Origin of the sequence: Leucobacter chromiireducens subsp. chromiireducens (genome assembly GCF_016758255.1) — a bacterium.
Lineage (GTDB): Bacteria > Actinomycetota > Actinomycetes > Actinomycetales > Microbacteriaceae > Leucobacter > Leucobacter chromiireducens.
In genome coordinates, this window is the sequence record NZ_QYAD01000001.1 from 442183 (window position 1) to 456904 (window position 14722).

The 14722-nt window shown below is 64.4% G+C and carries 14 protein-coding genes; 12 read left to right on the forward strand and 2 right to left on the reverse strand.

All coding sequences use genetic code 11. The annotated features are described in order from the left end of the window. The first annotated feature begins 49 nt into the window (after positions 1-49). From D3226_RS02055 to D3226_RS02090, 8 genes are all read left to right on the forward strand, one after another. Complete coding sequence (locus D3226_RS02055; RefSeq protein WP_337248870.1) at positions 50-937, forward strand: ABC transporter permease; 888 nt, start codon at positions 50-52, stop codon at positions 935-937. Between the two features lie 3 nt (positions 938-940). Then, positions 941-1723, forward strand: a complete 783-nt coding sequence (locus tag D3226_RS02060) for an ABC transporter permease (protein ID WP_202380753.1) — start codon at positions 941-943, stop codon at positions 1721-1723. A gap of 45 nt (positions 1724-1768) precedes the next feature. Next, entirely contained in the window at positions 1769-2821 is a 1053-nt protein-coding gene (locus tag D3226_RS02065) for an ABC transporter substrate-binding protein (protein ID WP_202380754.1), read from the forward strand. 31 nt (positions 2822-2852) lie between these two features. Then, a complete protein-coding gene (locus D3226_RS02070; RefSeq protein WP_202380755.1) occupies positions 2853-3947 on the forward strand; it encodes an ABC transporter ATP-binding protein in 1095 nt (364 codons plus the stop codon). A 31-nt stretch (positions 3948-3978) separates the two neighbouring features. Continuing rightward, on the forward strand, positions 3979-4779 hold the full coding sequence (locus tag D3226_RS02075; RefSeq protein WP_202380756.1) for a carbon-nitrogen hydrolase family protein: 801 nt from the start codon (positions 3979-3981) through the stop codon (positions 4777-4779). Between the two features lie 26 nt (positions 4780-4805). Beyond that, on the forward strand, positions 4806-5492 hold the full coding sequence (locus D3226_RS02080; protein ID WP_202380757.1) for an RraA family protein: 687 nt from the start codon (positions 4806-4808) through the stop codon (positions 5490-5492). Between the two features lie 88 nt (positions 5493-5580). After that, the gene (locus tag D3226_RS02085) at positions 5581-6306 is read left to right on the forward strand and encodes a 3-keto-5-aminohexanoate cleavage protein (RefSeq protein WP_202380758.1); all 726 of its coding nucleotides are present in this window, start codon (positions 5581-5583) and stop codon (positions 6304-6306) included. Between the two features lie 74 nt (positions 6307-6380). Next, positions 6381-6857, forward strand: a complete 477-nt coding sequence (locus tag D3226_RS02090) for an Lrp/AsnC family transcriptional regulator (protein ID WP_202380759.1) — start codon at positions 6381-6383, stop codon at positions 6855-6857. Between the two features lie 9 nt (positions 6858-6866). Here D3226_RS02090 and D3226_RS02095 read toward each other — a convergent pair whose 3' ends face one another. Next, positions 6867-7394 (reverse strand): AsnC family transcriptional regulator, encoded by a 528-nt coding sequence (locus D3226_RS02095; RefSeq protein ID WP_202380760.1) that lies wholly within the window; start codon positions 7392-7394, stop codon positions 6867-6869. A 129-nt stretch (positions 7395-7523) separates the two neighbouring features. Between D3226_RS02095 and D3226_RS02100 the strand changes: the two genes are divergently transcribed. The 4 genes from D3226_RS02100 to D3226_RS02115 all read left to right on the forward strand — a co-directional run bounded on the left by D3226_RS02100 (position 7524) and on the right by D3226_RS02115 (position 13719). Further along, the gene (locus D3226_RS02100; RefSeq protein WP_237462187.1) at positions 7524-10490 is read left to right on the forward strand and encodes a DNA polymerase III subunit gamma and tau; all 2967 of its coding nucleotides are present in this window, start codon (positions 7524-7526) and stop codon (positions 10488-10490) included. Positions 10491-10566: 76 nt separating this feature from the next. Beyond that, entirely contained in the window at positions 10567-11163 is a 597-nt protein-coding gene (gene recR / locus D3226_RS02105) for a recombination mediator RecR (protein WP_202381494.1), read from the forward strand. 184 nt (positions 11164-11347) lie between these two features. Continuing rightward, positions 11348-12625: an aspartate kinase gene (locus D3226_RS02110; RefSeq protein WP_202380762.1), complete on the forward strand. Its 1278-nt coding sequence runs from the start codon at positions 11348-11350 to the stop codon at positions 12623-12625. A 32-nt stretch (positions 12626-12657) separates the two neighbouring features. Continuing rightward, the gene (locus D3226_RS02115) at positions 12658-13719 is read left to right on the forward strand and encodes an aspartate-semialdehyde dehydrogenase (protein ID WP_202380763.1); all 1062 of its coding nucleotides are present in this window, start codon (positions 12658-12660) and stop codon (positions 13717-13719) included. Between the two features lie 81 nt (positions 13720-13800). On the opposite strand, the gene D3226_RS02120 is transcribed toward D3226_RS02115, so the two are convergent. Continuing rightward, complete coding sequence (locus D3226_RS02120) at positions 13801-14721, reverse strand: metallophosphoesterase (protein WP_202380764.1); 921 nt, start codon at positions 14719-14721, stop codon at positions 13801-13803. Between the last annotated feature and the right edge of the window lies 1 nt (position 14722).

The window sequence follows — 14722 nt, forward strand, 5'->3', positions numbered from 1 at the left end:
GCACAGAGGATGGAAGCACACAGACCGAAGGCGAGTGCAAAGGAGCAACGTGACATCGACGACACGCATGATTCACCTTGGTCGGAAGGAACGACCGAAACGCGGATCACTGCTACTGCTGATTCCCGGCATCGCATCTGTGATGCTACTTGGAATATTGCCGCTCTTCATCGTGGCGAGGAACAGCTTCGCAATCGCTGACAACTACGGCGGGATCGTGGGCGGCTTCACGCTGGAGCACTACGCGAAGCTTCTCGACCCGGTGTATTCGAAGACCTTGTTCTTTTCGCTTGGACTGGGTCTGCTGAACACCGTAGTTTGCCTCGTAGTGGGGTATCTCACTTCGTACTACATCGTCTCGCGCCCAGAGGGCAAACAGGGGTTCCTGTTGCTCCTCGTCATCATCCCGTTTTGGACAGACTTCCTGGTGCGCACATTTGCGTGGATCACGATTCTCGGTTCTGGCGGGCCGATCGCCGGAGTATTGGGCATCTTCGGGGTTTCTGGCTTCTCCATGATCCCGAGCAATGTCGCCGTCATCTTGGGGTTGCTGTACTCATTCCTGCCAACCGCGATCTTCCCGATCTACGCATCGATGCGCTCCATCGATCCGTCGCTGAAGGAAGCCGCGACGGATCTGGGATGTAGCTGGTGGGGCGTCCACCGGCGGGTGATCTTGCCCCTGAGTAGCCCGGGTATTCTCGGCGCGGCATTGCTGACTTTCATCCCGACAATGGGAGTTTTCGTGATCCCCGTCTTGCTTGGTGGAGGCAAGGACCCGCTGGTTGGCAACCTCATCGTGACGCTGTATACCGAGTTCCGCAACCAACCGATGGGCGCTGCAGTCTCGATGGTGCTGCTCGTCTTGATGCTGCTGTCGATGGCGCTGGTCGGCCTGCTTATGAAGCGCGCCTCGAACAAAAAGAAGGGGGCCTAGATCATGGATCGACTCGTCAACGGGATCGCCCGTGGAGTTTTCGTATTCCTGTACATCCCCATTGTCGCGGTCATCGTCTACTCGTTCAATGCGGCAGGAACCAACACGCGTTTTGATGGTTTCACGTTGCAGTGGTACGTCGACCTGTTCCGCGACGGTGCTCTCATGCAGACCCTGCGGACCAGCGCGATCGTCGCAGTGCTCGCAGCCAGCATTGCAACGGTGATCGGGATCATGTTTGCGCTCGGCATGGTGCGGTATCGCGGGAGGGGGAAGGGCGGCTTGATGGCCATGATCGCACTGCCGCTCATCGTTCCCGAGATTGTGCTTGGTGTCGCACTGCTCAGCGTCTTCAGCGCGACCAAGGTGCCGCTGGGAATTGCGACACTAGTGCTCGGCCATCTTATTGTTTCGCTTCCCTTGGCAACCCTCGTCTTGATGAGCTCCGCGGCCATGCTCGATCCGAGTCTGCCGGAAGCTGCGACCGACTTGGGGTGTTCACCCTGGCAGACCTTTACGAGGGTGTATTTTCCGCTTCTGCGACCTGCGGTGATTGCCGCATGGTTGCTGAGCTTCACTACCTCGTTCAGCAACATCGTGATGTCGACCTTCCTCAGCGGCGTGGGATCAACCACGTTGCCGCTCAAGATCTACTCCAGTTTGAAGAACGGGCTCACGCCGAGCATTAACGCGCTTGGTGCGCTACTGATTCTCCTCACGCTCGTCATAGTGCTTGCTGTAGGCGTGACACAGATGCGTCGAATTCTTGTCGACTCGCGCTCATAGCAGCGCTTCGGCGCCACCGTTAGACCCACCGAAAGGAAACCTGTCATGAAGAAGAAGTCTCTCGCAGCTGTCGGCATTGTCGCCGCCCTCGCACTCACCGGCTGCAGCGGAAACGGCGATGCCGGAGCGCAGGAGCTCAACGTCTACGCCTGGGCCGATGAAATCCCGCAGAGCGTGTTCGATGCCTTCACTGAAGAAACCGGCATCACGGTCAACGTTGACAATTTCGATAGCAACGAAACGATGATCTCCAAGCTTGCGGCCGGCAACTCTGGGTACGACATTGTCGAACCGAGCCAGTATGCGGTGCAGCAGCTTATTGGCCAGGATCTGATCGAGCCGCTCGACAAGTCCAAAATCACGGGAATCGACGGCATCGCGGAGAAGTTCAAGGACCCGTCATACGACCCTGGCTTGCAGTATTCCGTGCCTTGGGTGTGGGGTACCACCGGTCTCTTGTACAACTCGGAGTGCACCGGGGGCGAGGAGATCACCAGCTGGTCGTCGCTCTTCGATGAGAAGTGGAAGGGCAAGGTGAACATGCTCGACAACATGCTCGCCGCATACATCGCAGGCCTGCAGGTGAATGGGTATCCCGCGAACAGTACGGACGAGAAAGAGATTGCTGCGGCGACCGAGTCGCTCATCGAGCAGAAGAAGCTGCTCTCGGGCTACAACTCGAGTAACTACGGCGAGCTGGTAGCAAACGGTGACGTGTGCATGTCGGAGGCGTGGGGTGGCACGAGCACGGCAAAGATCGTTGCGGAGAATGAGAACGTGCATTACGTCCTCCCAGAGGAAGGGGGCAGCCTGTGGGTAGACGGCCTGTCGATCGCTAAGGGGGCCCCGAACTCAGAAGCGGCGTACGAGTTCATCAATTTCCTGCTTCGTCCTGAGATCGGTGCCCTGGCAACGAATGACGCTGGGCTTGCAAGCGCGAACCAGGCTGCACAGGAGCATGTTTCTGACCAGGGGCTGTTGACGAATGCCGCGGTGTACGCGTCCGAAGAGCAGGTTGCTGAGGCTGATTTCATCGTCGATCCCGGAGCGGCCATGAAGTTCTATCAGGACGGCTGGACGCGCGTGAAGGCCTCCTAGGGGCCTTTCGATTCCAAGAGAGCGAGAGATCATGATGACGCAAATCACCACCATCGCACCGGCCGTAGAGATTTCAGGTATTTCGAAACAATTCGGGGAGCACCTGGCGGTGCATCCGCTGGATCTTGAGATTCGTGAGAACGAGTTTTTTTCGATCCTTGGCCCCTCTGGCTGTGGCAAGACGACGCTTATGCGAATGATCACGGGCTTCGAATCCCCAAGCTCGGGCCGAGTGCGGCTTGGCGGAGTTGACGTGACGGATGTTCCTACGAGGAACCGTGATCTCAACATGTTGTTCCAGAGCTACGCGCTCTTTCCTCACCTCACTGTGTTCGAGAACGTGGCGTTTGAACTTCGGGTTCGACGTGAGCCGAAAGCAGAAGTGAACCGCCGGGCGCAGGAGGCTCTCGAACTCGTGAAGCTCGCTCATCTGGGTGAACGGAAGCCGGATCAGCTCTCGGGCGGGCAGCGGCAACGCGTAGCTCTCGCTCGAGCGGTGGTCTCTGGGCCCAAGGTGGTGCTGCTCGATGAACCGTTGGGCGCACTGGACCAGCAGCTTCGAAAGGAAATGCAGGTCGAACTGAAGCGTATGCAGCGTGAGGTTGGGATCACGTTCATTTACGTCACGCACGACCAAGAAGAGGCGCTCACGATGTCTGATCGGATCGCTGTGATGTCTGAGGGGGTAGTGCAGCAGGTGGCTGCTCCCGAAGACATCTACAACCTGCCGGAGACTCGTTTTGTCGCGGGTTTTATTGGCAGTTGCAACCTGCTGGATGTCACGATTCCTGCGGGGACCGCAGGTCAGTGCGTTGCCGCGCAGTTCGCCGGAGTCGGTCCATTGCACGGTGTGCTCGCGGAAGACGTCGCGCGGGAGCAGCAGGCGACACTGCTGCTTCGCCCTGAACGTGTCGAGATGATTCGAGGCGGGGAAGGGCTTCCGGCGATGGTCGAGATGCTCACCTTCCTCGGCGAAGAGTGGCACGTGCACTTGTCCTTCGGTGAAGCGACGCTCAAGGTGTCGTTGTCCAGCCTCGTCCGTGAGCGGGACCTCCCCGGCCTCTCGGTGGGTGAAGAACTCCGCGTGAGTTGGCGTCCCGAAGACGCTCGCATTGTCACGCGCTAATTCCACGCAGATGCTTTGGAAAGGGAACCTGATGAGAGTTGCAGTCGTACAAACATCGCCTGGCATTGATGTCGAGGCCAACTTCGCCACGATCCGCCGATTCACCGCCGAGGCTGCGGCCCAGGGCGCGCGGCTGGTGGTATTCCCGGAAGAGGCGGCGCTTCTCGCAGATGACGCGATTAAGCCGCAGTTTGGAACCATTCTGAGCGAGATGTGGCCCCGTTTCGAGGCGCTCCTTGCTGATCTGGCGAGAGAACACGGTGTGACGCTGATCTCCGCCGGCTATGAGCCTAACCCCGATGGCTTGCCGTTCAATACCATTCTTGCGTTTGACCCCCAGGGGCTGGAGCTGGCTCGCTACCACAAGATGCACACCTACGACGCGTTCGCCTACCAGGAATCGGCGTACGTCACTCGGGGGAGTTCACTACCCCCGGTGATTGAAGTTGAGGGTTTCAAGGTTGGCATTGCGAATTGCTACGACGTTCGTTTTCCGGAGCTCTTCCGCAGTCTTGCTGATCGCGGCGCCGACATTATTTCGTTGTCTGCGGCCTGGGTATCAGGGAAGGGAAAAGAGCAGCACTGGGAGGTGCTGACGCAGGCACGCGCGATCGAGAACGTGAGCTGGCTGCTCGCATCCGGCACGGTCGGAGACGACTCAGTCGGGCTCAGCCGTGTGATTGATCCGCTCGGCATCATCACCGCGAGCGCGAACGCGCATGAGGAGACGGTGATCTACGCGGACGTTGACGCCCGCCGAACCCGCCTCGCACGAGCGATGCTGCCCGCCCTCAACAATCGACGTCTTGAACTCAGCTACCGCATTGCGTAGCACCCCACACACCGAAAGGAACATCGATGTTCTTCCACACTGGCGAGACTCCTCATGCGCTGACGCAGGAGCTTCGTGACAAGCTCGAACAGCTGAGCTTCCCGACGCTTGGACATTACCTGGAGGAGGGCTTTGCTGATCCAGGAGTGCGGCGCATCGTTGCTGCGGGCGGGCGGATCATCGGAACTGCGTTCACGGTCCGCACTACGGCAACGGACTCGACCGCGCTGCACCACGCGGCCGGCATGATTAAACCGGGTCAGGTGCTGGTACTGGACACCGGTGGCGACCAGCGCCACGCACCGCTCGGTGAAGTTGTTGCCGCGCAGCTCGTTGCTCGCGGGGCAGCGGGGGCTGTCGTCGACGGGGTCGTAACTGACATCGACGAGATCGCTGATCTGGGTCTGACTGTTCACGCCCGAGGCACCAGCATGCTCACCACCAAACTCCAAGGAATCGACGCGGGCGGGGTGAACGTTCCAATCACCTGCGGGGGGTCGGTAGTGCACCCCGGCGATGTGGTGCTCGCCGATGCGAACGGTGTCTTGATCGTGTCGCCGCATGTGCTGGAGCGCATCGTCGATATCGCGCTCGCCGACGATGGTGAAGAACCAGAACTCATCGCAGAGCTGCAGGCCGGTACCCCGCTCGGCAGCCTCACTGGAGCAAGTGACACCGTTGCTCAGCTTCTTGCCGCGACCACGCCCCAATAGTCCGGCGCAGTCCCCTCTACCCTCGGCCGCGAGGCTCAGCTTCGTGCTGATGCTTCGCCGTGCCTAAAGCCTCGAAAGGATACTCTCTATGCTCCTCAAAGCCGCGATCAACGGTGGCCGATCCACCGAAGAACACCCTGCAGTCCCGCACACCACAGAGCAGATCGTAGCTGCGAGTCAAGCGGCGGTGGCTGCTGGCGCCGATGTGATCCACGCTCATGTACTCACTGAGAGCGGTGCGCAGACCATTCACCCCGATGCGGTTGGCGAGTGGGTGCGGGCGACGCGTGCTGCTGATCCCACAATTGTGATCGGGACCACCACGGGGCTGTGGACAGTGACCTCGCACGCCGAGCGAATGGCGCATATCTCGGCCTGGCCAGCGGATGCGTTGCCCGATTTCGCTTCGGTGGCGTTTTGTGAGGAAGGGGCGGGGGAAGCCGCCGAGCTTGTTATTGAACGGGGCATGATCCTCGAATCGGCTGTGTGGTCAATGGCAGATGTGCCCGCACTCCTCGCGTCGTCGACACTGCACCAGAACGTGCGCGTGTTGATCGAGCCGGAGACGGAGGATCCAGTCGCGGCCGTCGAACAGTGTCGGGAGATCGCTGCGGTGCTCCGAGAGGCTGGTGTCACCGCGCCGATTCTGTATCACGGCTATGACGAGACCGTCTGGCCCGTGGTGCGCGCAGCAATCGAGGACGGCTGCGAGACCCGGATCGGCTTTGAAGATGGCGTCTTGCTTCCCGACGGCGCGGCTCCGATCGACAATGCAGCGCTCGTGCGTGCCGTTCGCGACTTGGAAGCTCACTGACAAGTGAGGCCACGACAGCGCCCCTCTCCGCCAACCAGATAATCTGGAATCCTGCGGCGAGAGGGGCGCTTGGCATGCTTGACGAGGTGGACCGCCGGCTCATCGAGATGCTGGCGCGGGATGGGCGGCGCAGTTTTGCCTCACTCGCAGAGGAACTGGGCGTCTCGCAATCGACGGTTCGTGCGCGTCTCGCAAAACTTAGAGAGGACGACGCGCTTCAGATTGTTGCGCTGTGCAATGCGCTGCTGCTGGGACACCAGGTGGTCCGTCTGCTATTGCGGGTGCGCAACTTGACTCCACGTTCTGTGGCAAACGGTCTGCTCGGGATTAAGCAGATCAATCACGTGGCGCTCGTCGCCGGATCACACGACCTTTACCTCGAAGCAACGTGCCGGGACCAGCCGCGGCTCATCGACTTGATGGATGAGATTCGCCGTCACCCAGGCGTTGCCGCTATTCAGCCCATTATCGTCACTTCTCTCGCAAAGGACTACACCTGGGAAGGGCTGCGAGGAACTGCGGGGCAAAGCATCAGCGATCCCGACGGCTAGTTGGGGCTCTCAGGAACTGGGGCGACTCGTGAGCCGGCCCGCGCGGTTTGCTGGGATCGGGTCCCTGAATCCTTGCCAGAGGTACGTGTCCTTCATTACCTCAAGCACGGTGAGCGTCTCGAGGTCAGAGATACCGCGGATGCGTCGGAGATCCTGCAGGACGATCCTGCCGAGTTCCTGTGCGTCCTGCGCGACGACATCAAGAATGATGTCGTAGTAGCCGAGTGCGCACGCAACATATTTCACGTTTGGATGATCTGCGATCTCCGCAGCCACGCGTGCGACAGGTACCTCGGCAACACGAATTCCTACGTGGGCCGCGATTCCACCAATCTTGGTTTCGTCATACATCCCAGCCACGTAGATGATGCCAAGGGAGACCAGCCTGTTGTAGCGCTGGCGCACCGTCGGCTCTGAGAAGCCGATCCGCCGACCGATCTCGGAGAACGAAAGTCGACCGTCGACACGAAGCTCGTCGATGATGTCACGGTCGACATCGTCGAGGAGGTGTTCTTCTTGTCGCTTCGTTGCTTCCACGTCGACAGTGTAGCCGGGCGCATACTCTCCGGCAGGGCGGAAGCCGGGTGAATGTCGGTGGTCGCGGGTACCATTGAGAATGTGGTTGCCGCACTCTATCGCCGTTATCGGCCCGAAGCCTTTGCCGAGATGATCGGACAGTCCCAGGTGACTGATCCGCTGATGACGGCGCTCCGCAGCGGGCGCATCGGCCATGCCTATTTGTTCAGCGGCCCGCGCGGGTGCGGCAAGACGACGTCTGCCCGCATTCTGGCCCGGTGCCTGAACTGCGCGGAGGGCCCAACCGACACCCCGTGCGGCACGTGCCCGAGCTGTGTGGAGCTGAGCCGCGACGGTGGGGGATCGCTCGACGTCGTCGAGATTGACGCTGCCAGCCACGGCGGCGTCGACGACGCGCGCGACCTGCGCGAGCGCGCGGTGTTCGCACCCGCACGCGACCGCTTCAAGATCTTCATCATCGACGAGGCGCACATGGTGACGCCCGGTGGCTTCAACGCGCTCCTCAAGATCGTGGAGGAGCCGCCGCCGCACGTGAAGTTCGTCTTCGCGACCACGGAGCCCGACAAGGTGATCGGCACGATTCGTTCGCGCACGCACCACTACCCGTTCCGCCTCATCGCGCCGGGCACGCTGATCGACTACGTGCAGTCGCTGTGCGACAGCGAGGGCGTGCAGGTTGAGCCTGGCGTGCTGCCGCTCGTCGTGCGCGCGGGCGGTGGGTCCGTGCGAGACACGCTGTCCATCCTCGATCAGCTGATCGCCGGTTCCGAGACCGCGCTCGTCACCGCGGAGCGCGCGGCTGGCCTTCTGGGCTTCACACACACCGAGCTGCTCGACGACGTCGTCACCGCGTTTGGCTCGCACGATCCCGCCGCCGCGTTCCAGGCCACCGATCGCGTGGTGCAGACGGGGCAGGATCCGCGTCGCTTTGTCGAGGACCTGCTTGAGCGACTGCGCGACCTGATTGTCGTGAGCGCGACCACCGTGGACGGGGCCGCGGCGGTATTCCGTGGCGTGCCGCAGGACCAGCTCACGCGCATGTTCGAACAGGCGCAGCGGTTTGCGCCCGGCGAGCTCTCGCGCACCGCGGACGTTGTCGCTGCGGCACTCGACTCGATGGCCGGGGCGACGGCGCCGCGCCTGCAGCTCGAGCTCATGGTGGCTCGCGTCCTCGTGCAGGCAGGAGCGGCCCCGGCGGCCGCCCCCTCCGCTGTCGGCGCGGGCTCCGCCCCGGCAGCAGGCGGCCACTCCCCGCAGGCGGCTCAGGCCGCAGGTGGTACGTCGCGACCCGCCCAGGCAGCGCCTTCGGCTCCGGCCGCGCCCGCGGCTCCGGTTGCTCCCGCGGTGAACCCGTTGTCCGCGGTCGCCGCCGCGCGAAGTGCGGCAGCGGCTCCGGCGCAGCCGTCCGCTCCTGCTCCTGTACCCGCTTCGCAAGCGCCCGCGCCGGCTGCGGAACCGACCGCGCCGAACGCCGCGCAGACGGCCGCCTCGATCCGCGAGTTCCTCCGCGAAGATACCGCGGGCGCCTCGCAGGCACCGCACGTAGCGCCCACTCCTGAGCCCTCGGTTGCCCCTGCGCCGGTCGCCGCGCCCGAGCCGTCGGCTGCCCCTGCCCCGGCTGCCGCCCCGGCACCCGCTGCTGCTCCCGAACCCGCTGCTGCGTCCCAGAGCCCGGCTCCTGCTCCCGCGGTGCAGCCGCCCGCCGCGGCTCCCGCGCGCAGCGAGAGCGGCGAAGCGCCGCACCCCAACGCGGGAGCGGCATCGTTCGGCCGACCCATCTCTGACGTGCTGAGCGCCGCACAGATTGAGAGCATCGGCAGCGAGCCCACGAAGCCAGCACCACAGGCTGCGCAGGCGCCCGCGCCCGCGCAGCAGGCGAGCGCAGCAGCACCGGGGCAGGCGCCCGATGCGCCCGCACCCAGCACTCATGCTGTGGGCGATACTTCGTCGGGCGACAATGCGTCGGGTGGCGGTGCGGCTGACGCAGCTGCAGACGAGACCGCTGACGCCCCGGGCTTCGAGGACCTCCTTGAGCTCTGGCCTGATCTGCTCGAAGAGATCCTTGAAGCCGACCGCGATGCGTGGAACGCGGTGTCGCCCGTCGTTCCCGTCGCGCTCGACGGCGATGTGCTGACCGTGGGACTCACGTCCGAGTCCGACCTCGCGGCGTTCAAGACGTCAGGCGCCGGCCCGCTCCGCGAGACGATCCTGTCCGCCGTGGGCATCAGCGTGAAGTACAAGCCGACGCGCGTAGCTCCAGGGAGCGGCCCGGCCGCACCCAACGTGGCGCGCGAGCCTCAGACCGAGGGCGACGCAGAGGAGCCTCATCGAGCGGGATCACCCGCCGAACACGCACCGAACGCCGCGCCAAACACCACACCGGATGCGCACGACCCCGTTGCCCGGGCAGCCGCGCGGCTGAACGGTCTCGGGCCCGCGCTCGCGGCTCCCGCCTGGGCCGACCCGGTTCCGGAGGCGCCTGCGTCTGCGCCCGCGCCCACACCGCAGGATGCTGCGCCGGTCGTGCGCCCAGAACCGACTACGGAGAAGACCCCGGCACCGGCTCCGGCCGAGACTCCGGCCGAACCTGCAACGACCAAGTCTGCGCCGGAGGCCCCTGCCGCCGAGCACCCTGCACCTGCACCTGCACCTGCACCTGCAGCCCCGCCCGCGCCCTCAGCGCCAGTACCCGTTGCCGGGCCCGCCGGCGCCGAGCCGCAGCAGGGGACCGCGATCCCGAGCGACCCGTATGCCGGCAGCGACCCCTACGGGGACGCCGATGCCGCACCCAGCGATGAGTACGAGGACGCGTACGGTGACCCGTACGGGCGGTCAGCCACCTCTGCGGCACCAGCAGCTGCTCCAGCCCCGGCCAGCACCCCCGCGCCGCAGGCCAGCACGCCCGCGGCTCCTGCGGCTGCTCCGGCACAGAGCCCCCAGCAGCCGAGTGCCGCCGCTGTGCCGAAGCCGGCGACTACTGAGGACGCTGTTGACACGAAGCGCTCCGCCCCCGCGTTCACCCGCTACGGCGAGGCCGTGGTGCGTGAGGTGCTCGGTGCGCGATTCGTTGAAGAACGCCCGCTCCCCGGCCACTAACGCCCTACACTGAAGCGCGTTGCACGATGTGCACGCACAGCGACACCCCGCGCCGCACACCGAGGAGGTACCCACCGTGTACGACGGAATCGTCCAAGACCTGATCGACGAGTTCGGCCGCCTCCCCGGCATCGGCCCGAAGTCGGCGCAGCGCATCGCGTTCCACATCCTGCAGACCCAACACTTCGACGTTTCCCGCCTCGCGGAGCTGCTCACCGAGGTGCGCGAGAAGGTCCGCTTCTGCGCGGTCTGCGGCAACATCACGGAGCAAGAGGAATGCTCGATCTGCCGCGATCCCCGCCGCGACCACACGCTTATTTGCGTGGTCGAAGAGCCGAAGGACGTCGTGGCGATCGAGCGTACCCGCCAGTTCCGCGGCGTCTACCACGTGCTGGGCGGCGCCATCAGCCCCATTGACGGCATCGGGCCCGACGACCTCGCGATCCCCGCGCTCATGCGCCGACTCGGGGCCGCAGAAATCCGCGAAGTCATTATCGCCACCGACCCGAACCTGGAAGGCGAGGCAACCGCGGCCTACCTCTCGCGCCTCCTGACGAGTATCGAAGTGCCAGTGTCGCGCCTTGCCTCCGGCCTTCCCGTCGGCGGTGACCTCGAGTTCGCTGACGAGGTGACGCTCGGCCGCGCGTTCGAGGGGCGTCGACGGGTCGAATAGCCCACTCCAACGCAGCTCCAACTCCTTTCGCACCGCTTCTTCGGAGAATTCCGGAAATGCGGTGCGAAAGCGCACATTACCTCCGATGAAGCCGAGAACTCCGCGGAGAATGGCGGGCTGACCGGTCAGACATACGCTTCGCGATAGACTGGCCTCTCGCGTTCGCATTTGAGGAGGAACCCGCGTGGCATTGATCGTGCAGAAGTTCGGGGGCTCGTCGGTTGCCGATGCGGAGAGCATTAAGCGCGTCGCGAAGCGGATCGTCGATACCCGCCGTGCTGGCAACGACGTAGTCGTCGCAGTCAGCGCTATGGGCGACACCACTGACGAACTGCTCGATCTCGCCGCAGAGTGCACCCCGATCCCCGCACCCCGTGAGCTGGATATGCTGCTCACCGCAGGCGAGCGCATCTCGATGGCGCTCCTCGCGATGACCATTAAGGGCATGGGCCTCGAGGCGCTGTCGTTCACCGGCAGCCAGGCCGGCATGATCACCACCTCGGAGCACGGCTCCGCGAAGATCGTCGATGTCACCCCCGGCCGCGTGCGCGAAGCGCTCGACCAGGGCGCCGTCGCCATCGTTGCGGGCTTCCAGGGCTTCAGCCGCACCTCGCGCGACATCACGACGCTCGGCCGCGGCGGCTCGGACACGACCGCCGTTGCACTCGCAGCCGCCCTCGGTGCCGACATGTGCGAGATCTACACCGACGTTGACGGCGTGTTCACGACTGACCCGCGTGTGGTGTCGAAGGCCCGCAAGATTGATGCAATTACCGCGGAGGAGATGCTCGAGCTCGCCGCGTCCGGCGCCAAGGTGCTCCACCTCCGCGCTGTTGAGTACGCGCGCCGCCACGGCGTCGCACTGCACGTCCGCTCGTCGTTCAGCAACGAGCCGGGCACCATCGTCTACGACCCCGCAAAGGGGCATCCGAAGGGAGAACAGGTGGAAGAGCCGGTCATCACTGGTATCGCAGCCGAGAAGGACGAGGCGAAGGTCACGGTCGGTGGCGTTCCAGACGTCCCAGGGAAGGCCGCGCAGATTTTCGAGATCGTCGCGAAGACGAACGCGAACATCGACATGATCGTGCAGAACGTCTCCGCTGCGGACACGAACCGCACGGATATCTCCTTCACCGTTCCGGTGGGCGACGGCCGTCGCGTCATTGAGGCCCTCGAAGCCGAGCGCGAGTCGCTCGAATTCGAGAACCTGCAGTACGACGATCAGATTGCAAAGGTCGCTGTCGTTGGCGCTGGCATGCGTACGAGCACCGGCGTATCCGCGCAGCTCTTCCGCACGCTGTTCGAAGCCGGCATCAACATCGAGATGATCTCCACCTCCGAGATCCGAATCTCCGTTGTGACGCGCGCAGACCTGATGGATCAGGCCGTGCGTGTCCTCCACACCGCGTTCGGGCTCGACTCCGACACCGACGCGACGGTCTACGCCGGCACCGGCCGCTAGACCCCACCACTTCCACCAGAACAGGACCAGACATGTCTGATCAGCAGGGGCTCAGCCTCGCAGTTGTCGGCGCGACCGGCCAGGTGGGCGCAGTGATGCGCCGCCTGCTCGTAGAGCGCAACTTCCCCATCGCTTCCGTGCGCTTCTTCTCGAGCGCTCGCTCCGCGGGCACCGTGCTCGAGTTCCGTGGCGAGCAGATCACCGTTGAAGACGTCGACACTGCCGACAAGAGTGGGATCGATGTCGCGCTCTTTTCCGCGGGTGGTACGGCGTCGAAGCGCTACGCCCCCGAGTTTGCGGCGGCCGGTGCGCTCGTGATCGATAACTCGAGCGCATGGCGCCTCGACCCCGAGGTTCCGCTCATCGTGAGCGAGGTCAACCCGCAGGAGATCGACAATGCGCCGAAGGGCATCATCGCGAACCCCAACTGCACCACCATGGCCGCAATGCCGGTGATGCAAGCGTTGCACGCCGAGGCCGGCCTGGAGCGTCTCGTAGTGACCACCTTCCAGGCGGTCTCCGGCTCGGGCCTTGTCGGCGCGAAGGAGCTCGCAGGGCAGGCCGCAGCTGCGGTCGAGTCCGGCAAGCTTGAAGATCTCGTGCACGATGGCTCGGCTGTCACCTTCCCCGCCCCCGAGGTGTACACGAAGACGATCGCCTTCGACGTGCTGCCGCTTGCCGGCTCGATCGTCGAGGACGGCGAGGGCGAGACCGACGAGGAGAAGAAGCTCCGCAACGAGAGCCGCAAGATCCTCGGCCTGCCCGAGCTCCGCGTCGCCGGTACCTGCGTGCGCGTGCCGGTGTTCACCGGACACTCGCTGTCCATCAACGCCGAGTTCGCGAACCCCATCAGCGCGGATCGCGCGCGTGAGGTGCTCGCCGCAGCTCCGGGCGTCGCTCTGAGCGATGTGCCGACCCCGCTTGAGGCAGCTGGCCAGGACCCCTCCTTTGTGGGACGGATCCGCAAGGACCAGTCGGCACCGGAGGGGCGCGGTCTCGCGCTCTTCATCTCGAACGACAACCTCCGCAAGGGCGCAGCCCTGAACGCTGTGCAGATCGCCGAACTCGTCGCGGCGAAGATGCTCGCAGCCTAACGGTACAGAAGCGGCACAGACGCGAGAAGGGGTGGGACTCAGTGAGTCCCACCCCTTCTCGCGTACCGCGCTGTCGCGAGCCTACACTGCGGCCTCAAGGGTGAGGAGCGATGCCTCCGGGCGGCAGGCGAAGCGCACGGGGGCGTAGATCGAGTTGCCCAGGCCCGCGCTGACGTTGAGGAAGGCAGCGCGGTGCGCATCGTGCCACACGCTCAGGCCGCGAGCCTGCGTGGTCGGCAGATCGCAGTTGGACGTCATCGCCCCAACGCCCGGCACACGCACTTGCCCGCCGTGGGTGTGCCCGGCCAGGATAAGTGCGGTTTCGTCGCGCAGAAGCTCGCCCAGGGCCTCCTGGTAGGGTGCGTGCACCACACCGAGACGCACAGGCTGCGCCTGCGCCGCGGGAAGCGCCTCGAGCTCCGCGCGCATCGCCGCGACATCGTCGTAGCGAATGTGCGGATCGTTGAGGCCCAGCAGATCGAGCGTGGTGCCCTGCACCTCGAGCCGCGCCGCGGTGTTGTTGAGATTGATTGCACCCAGGCCCTCGAGCCCGGCGGTGAGCGCCACGTTGTCGATATCGGGCACCCGGGTGCTCAAACGGCTCGGCTCGAGCAGGTACTTCACCGGGTTCTTGAAGCGCGGCCCGTAGTAGTCGTTCGAGCCGTGCACAAAGACGGTGGGCGCCTGCTCAGCAAGCGGGCGCAGCGCGTGGATCAGCGCGTGCCGCGCCTCCAGATGCCCCATGAGATCACCGGTCAGCACGACGAGGTCGGGGCGCAGCTCGGCGAGCGAGCGCACCCAGTCGATCTTGCGGCTCTGCCACGGCGCGAGGTGCAGATCGGAGAGCTGCAGGATCCGGATCGGGGCCGCGCCCTCCGGCAGGATCGGCAGCGTGTGCCGCCGCACGGTGAAGAGCTGACGCTCGATCACGGTCGCCCACAGGGTCACCCCTGCTGCGGCCGCTCCGAGAGCGACCGCAGCAGGACGGACGGTGCGTGCCATC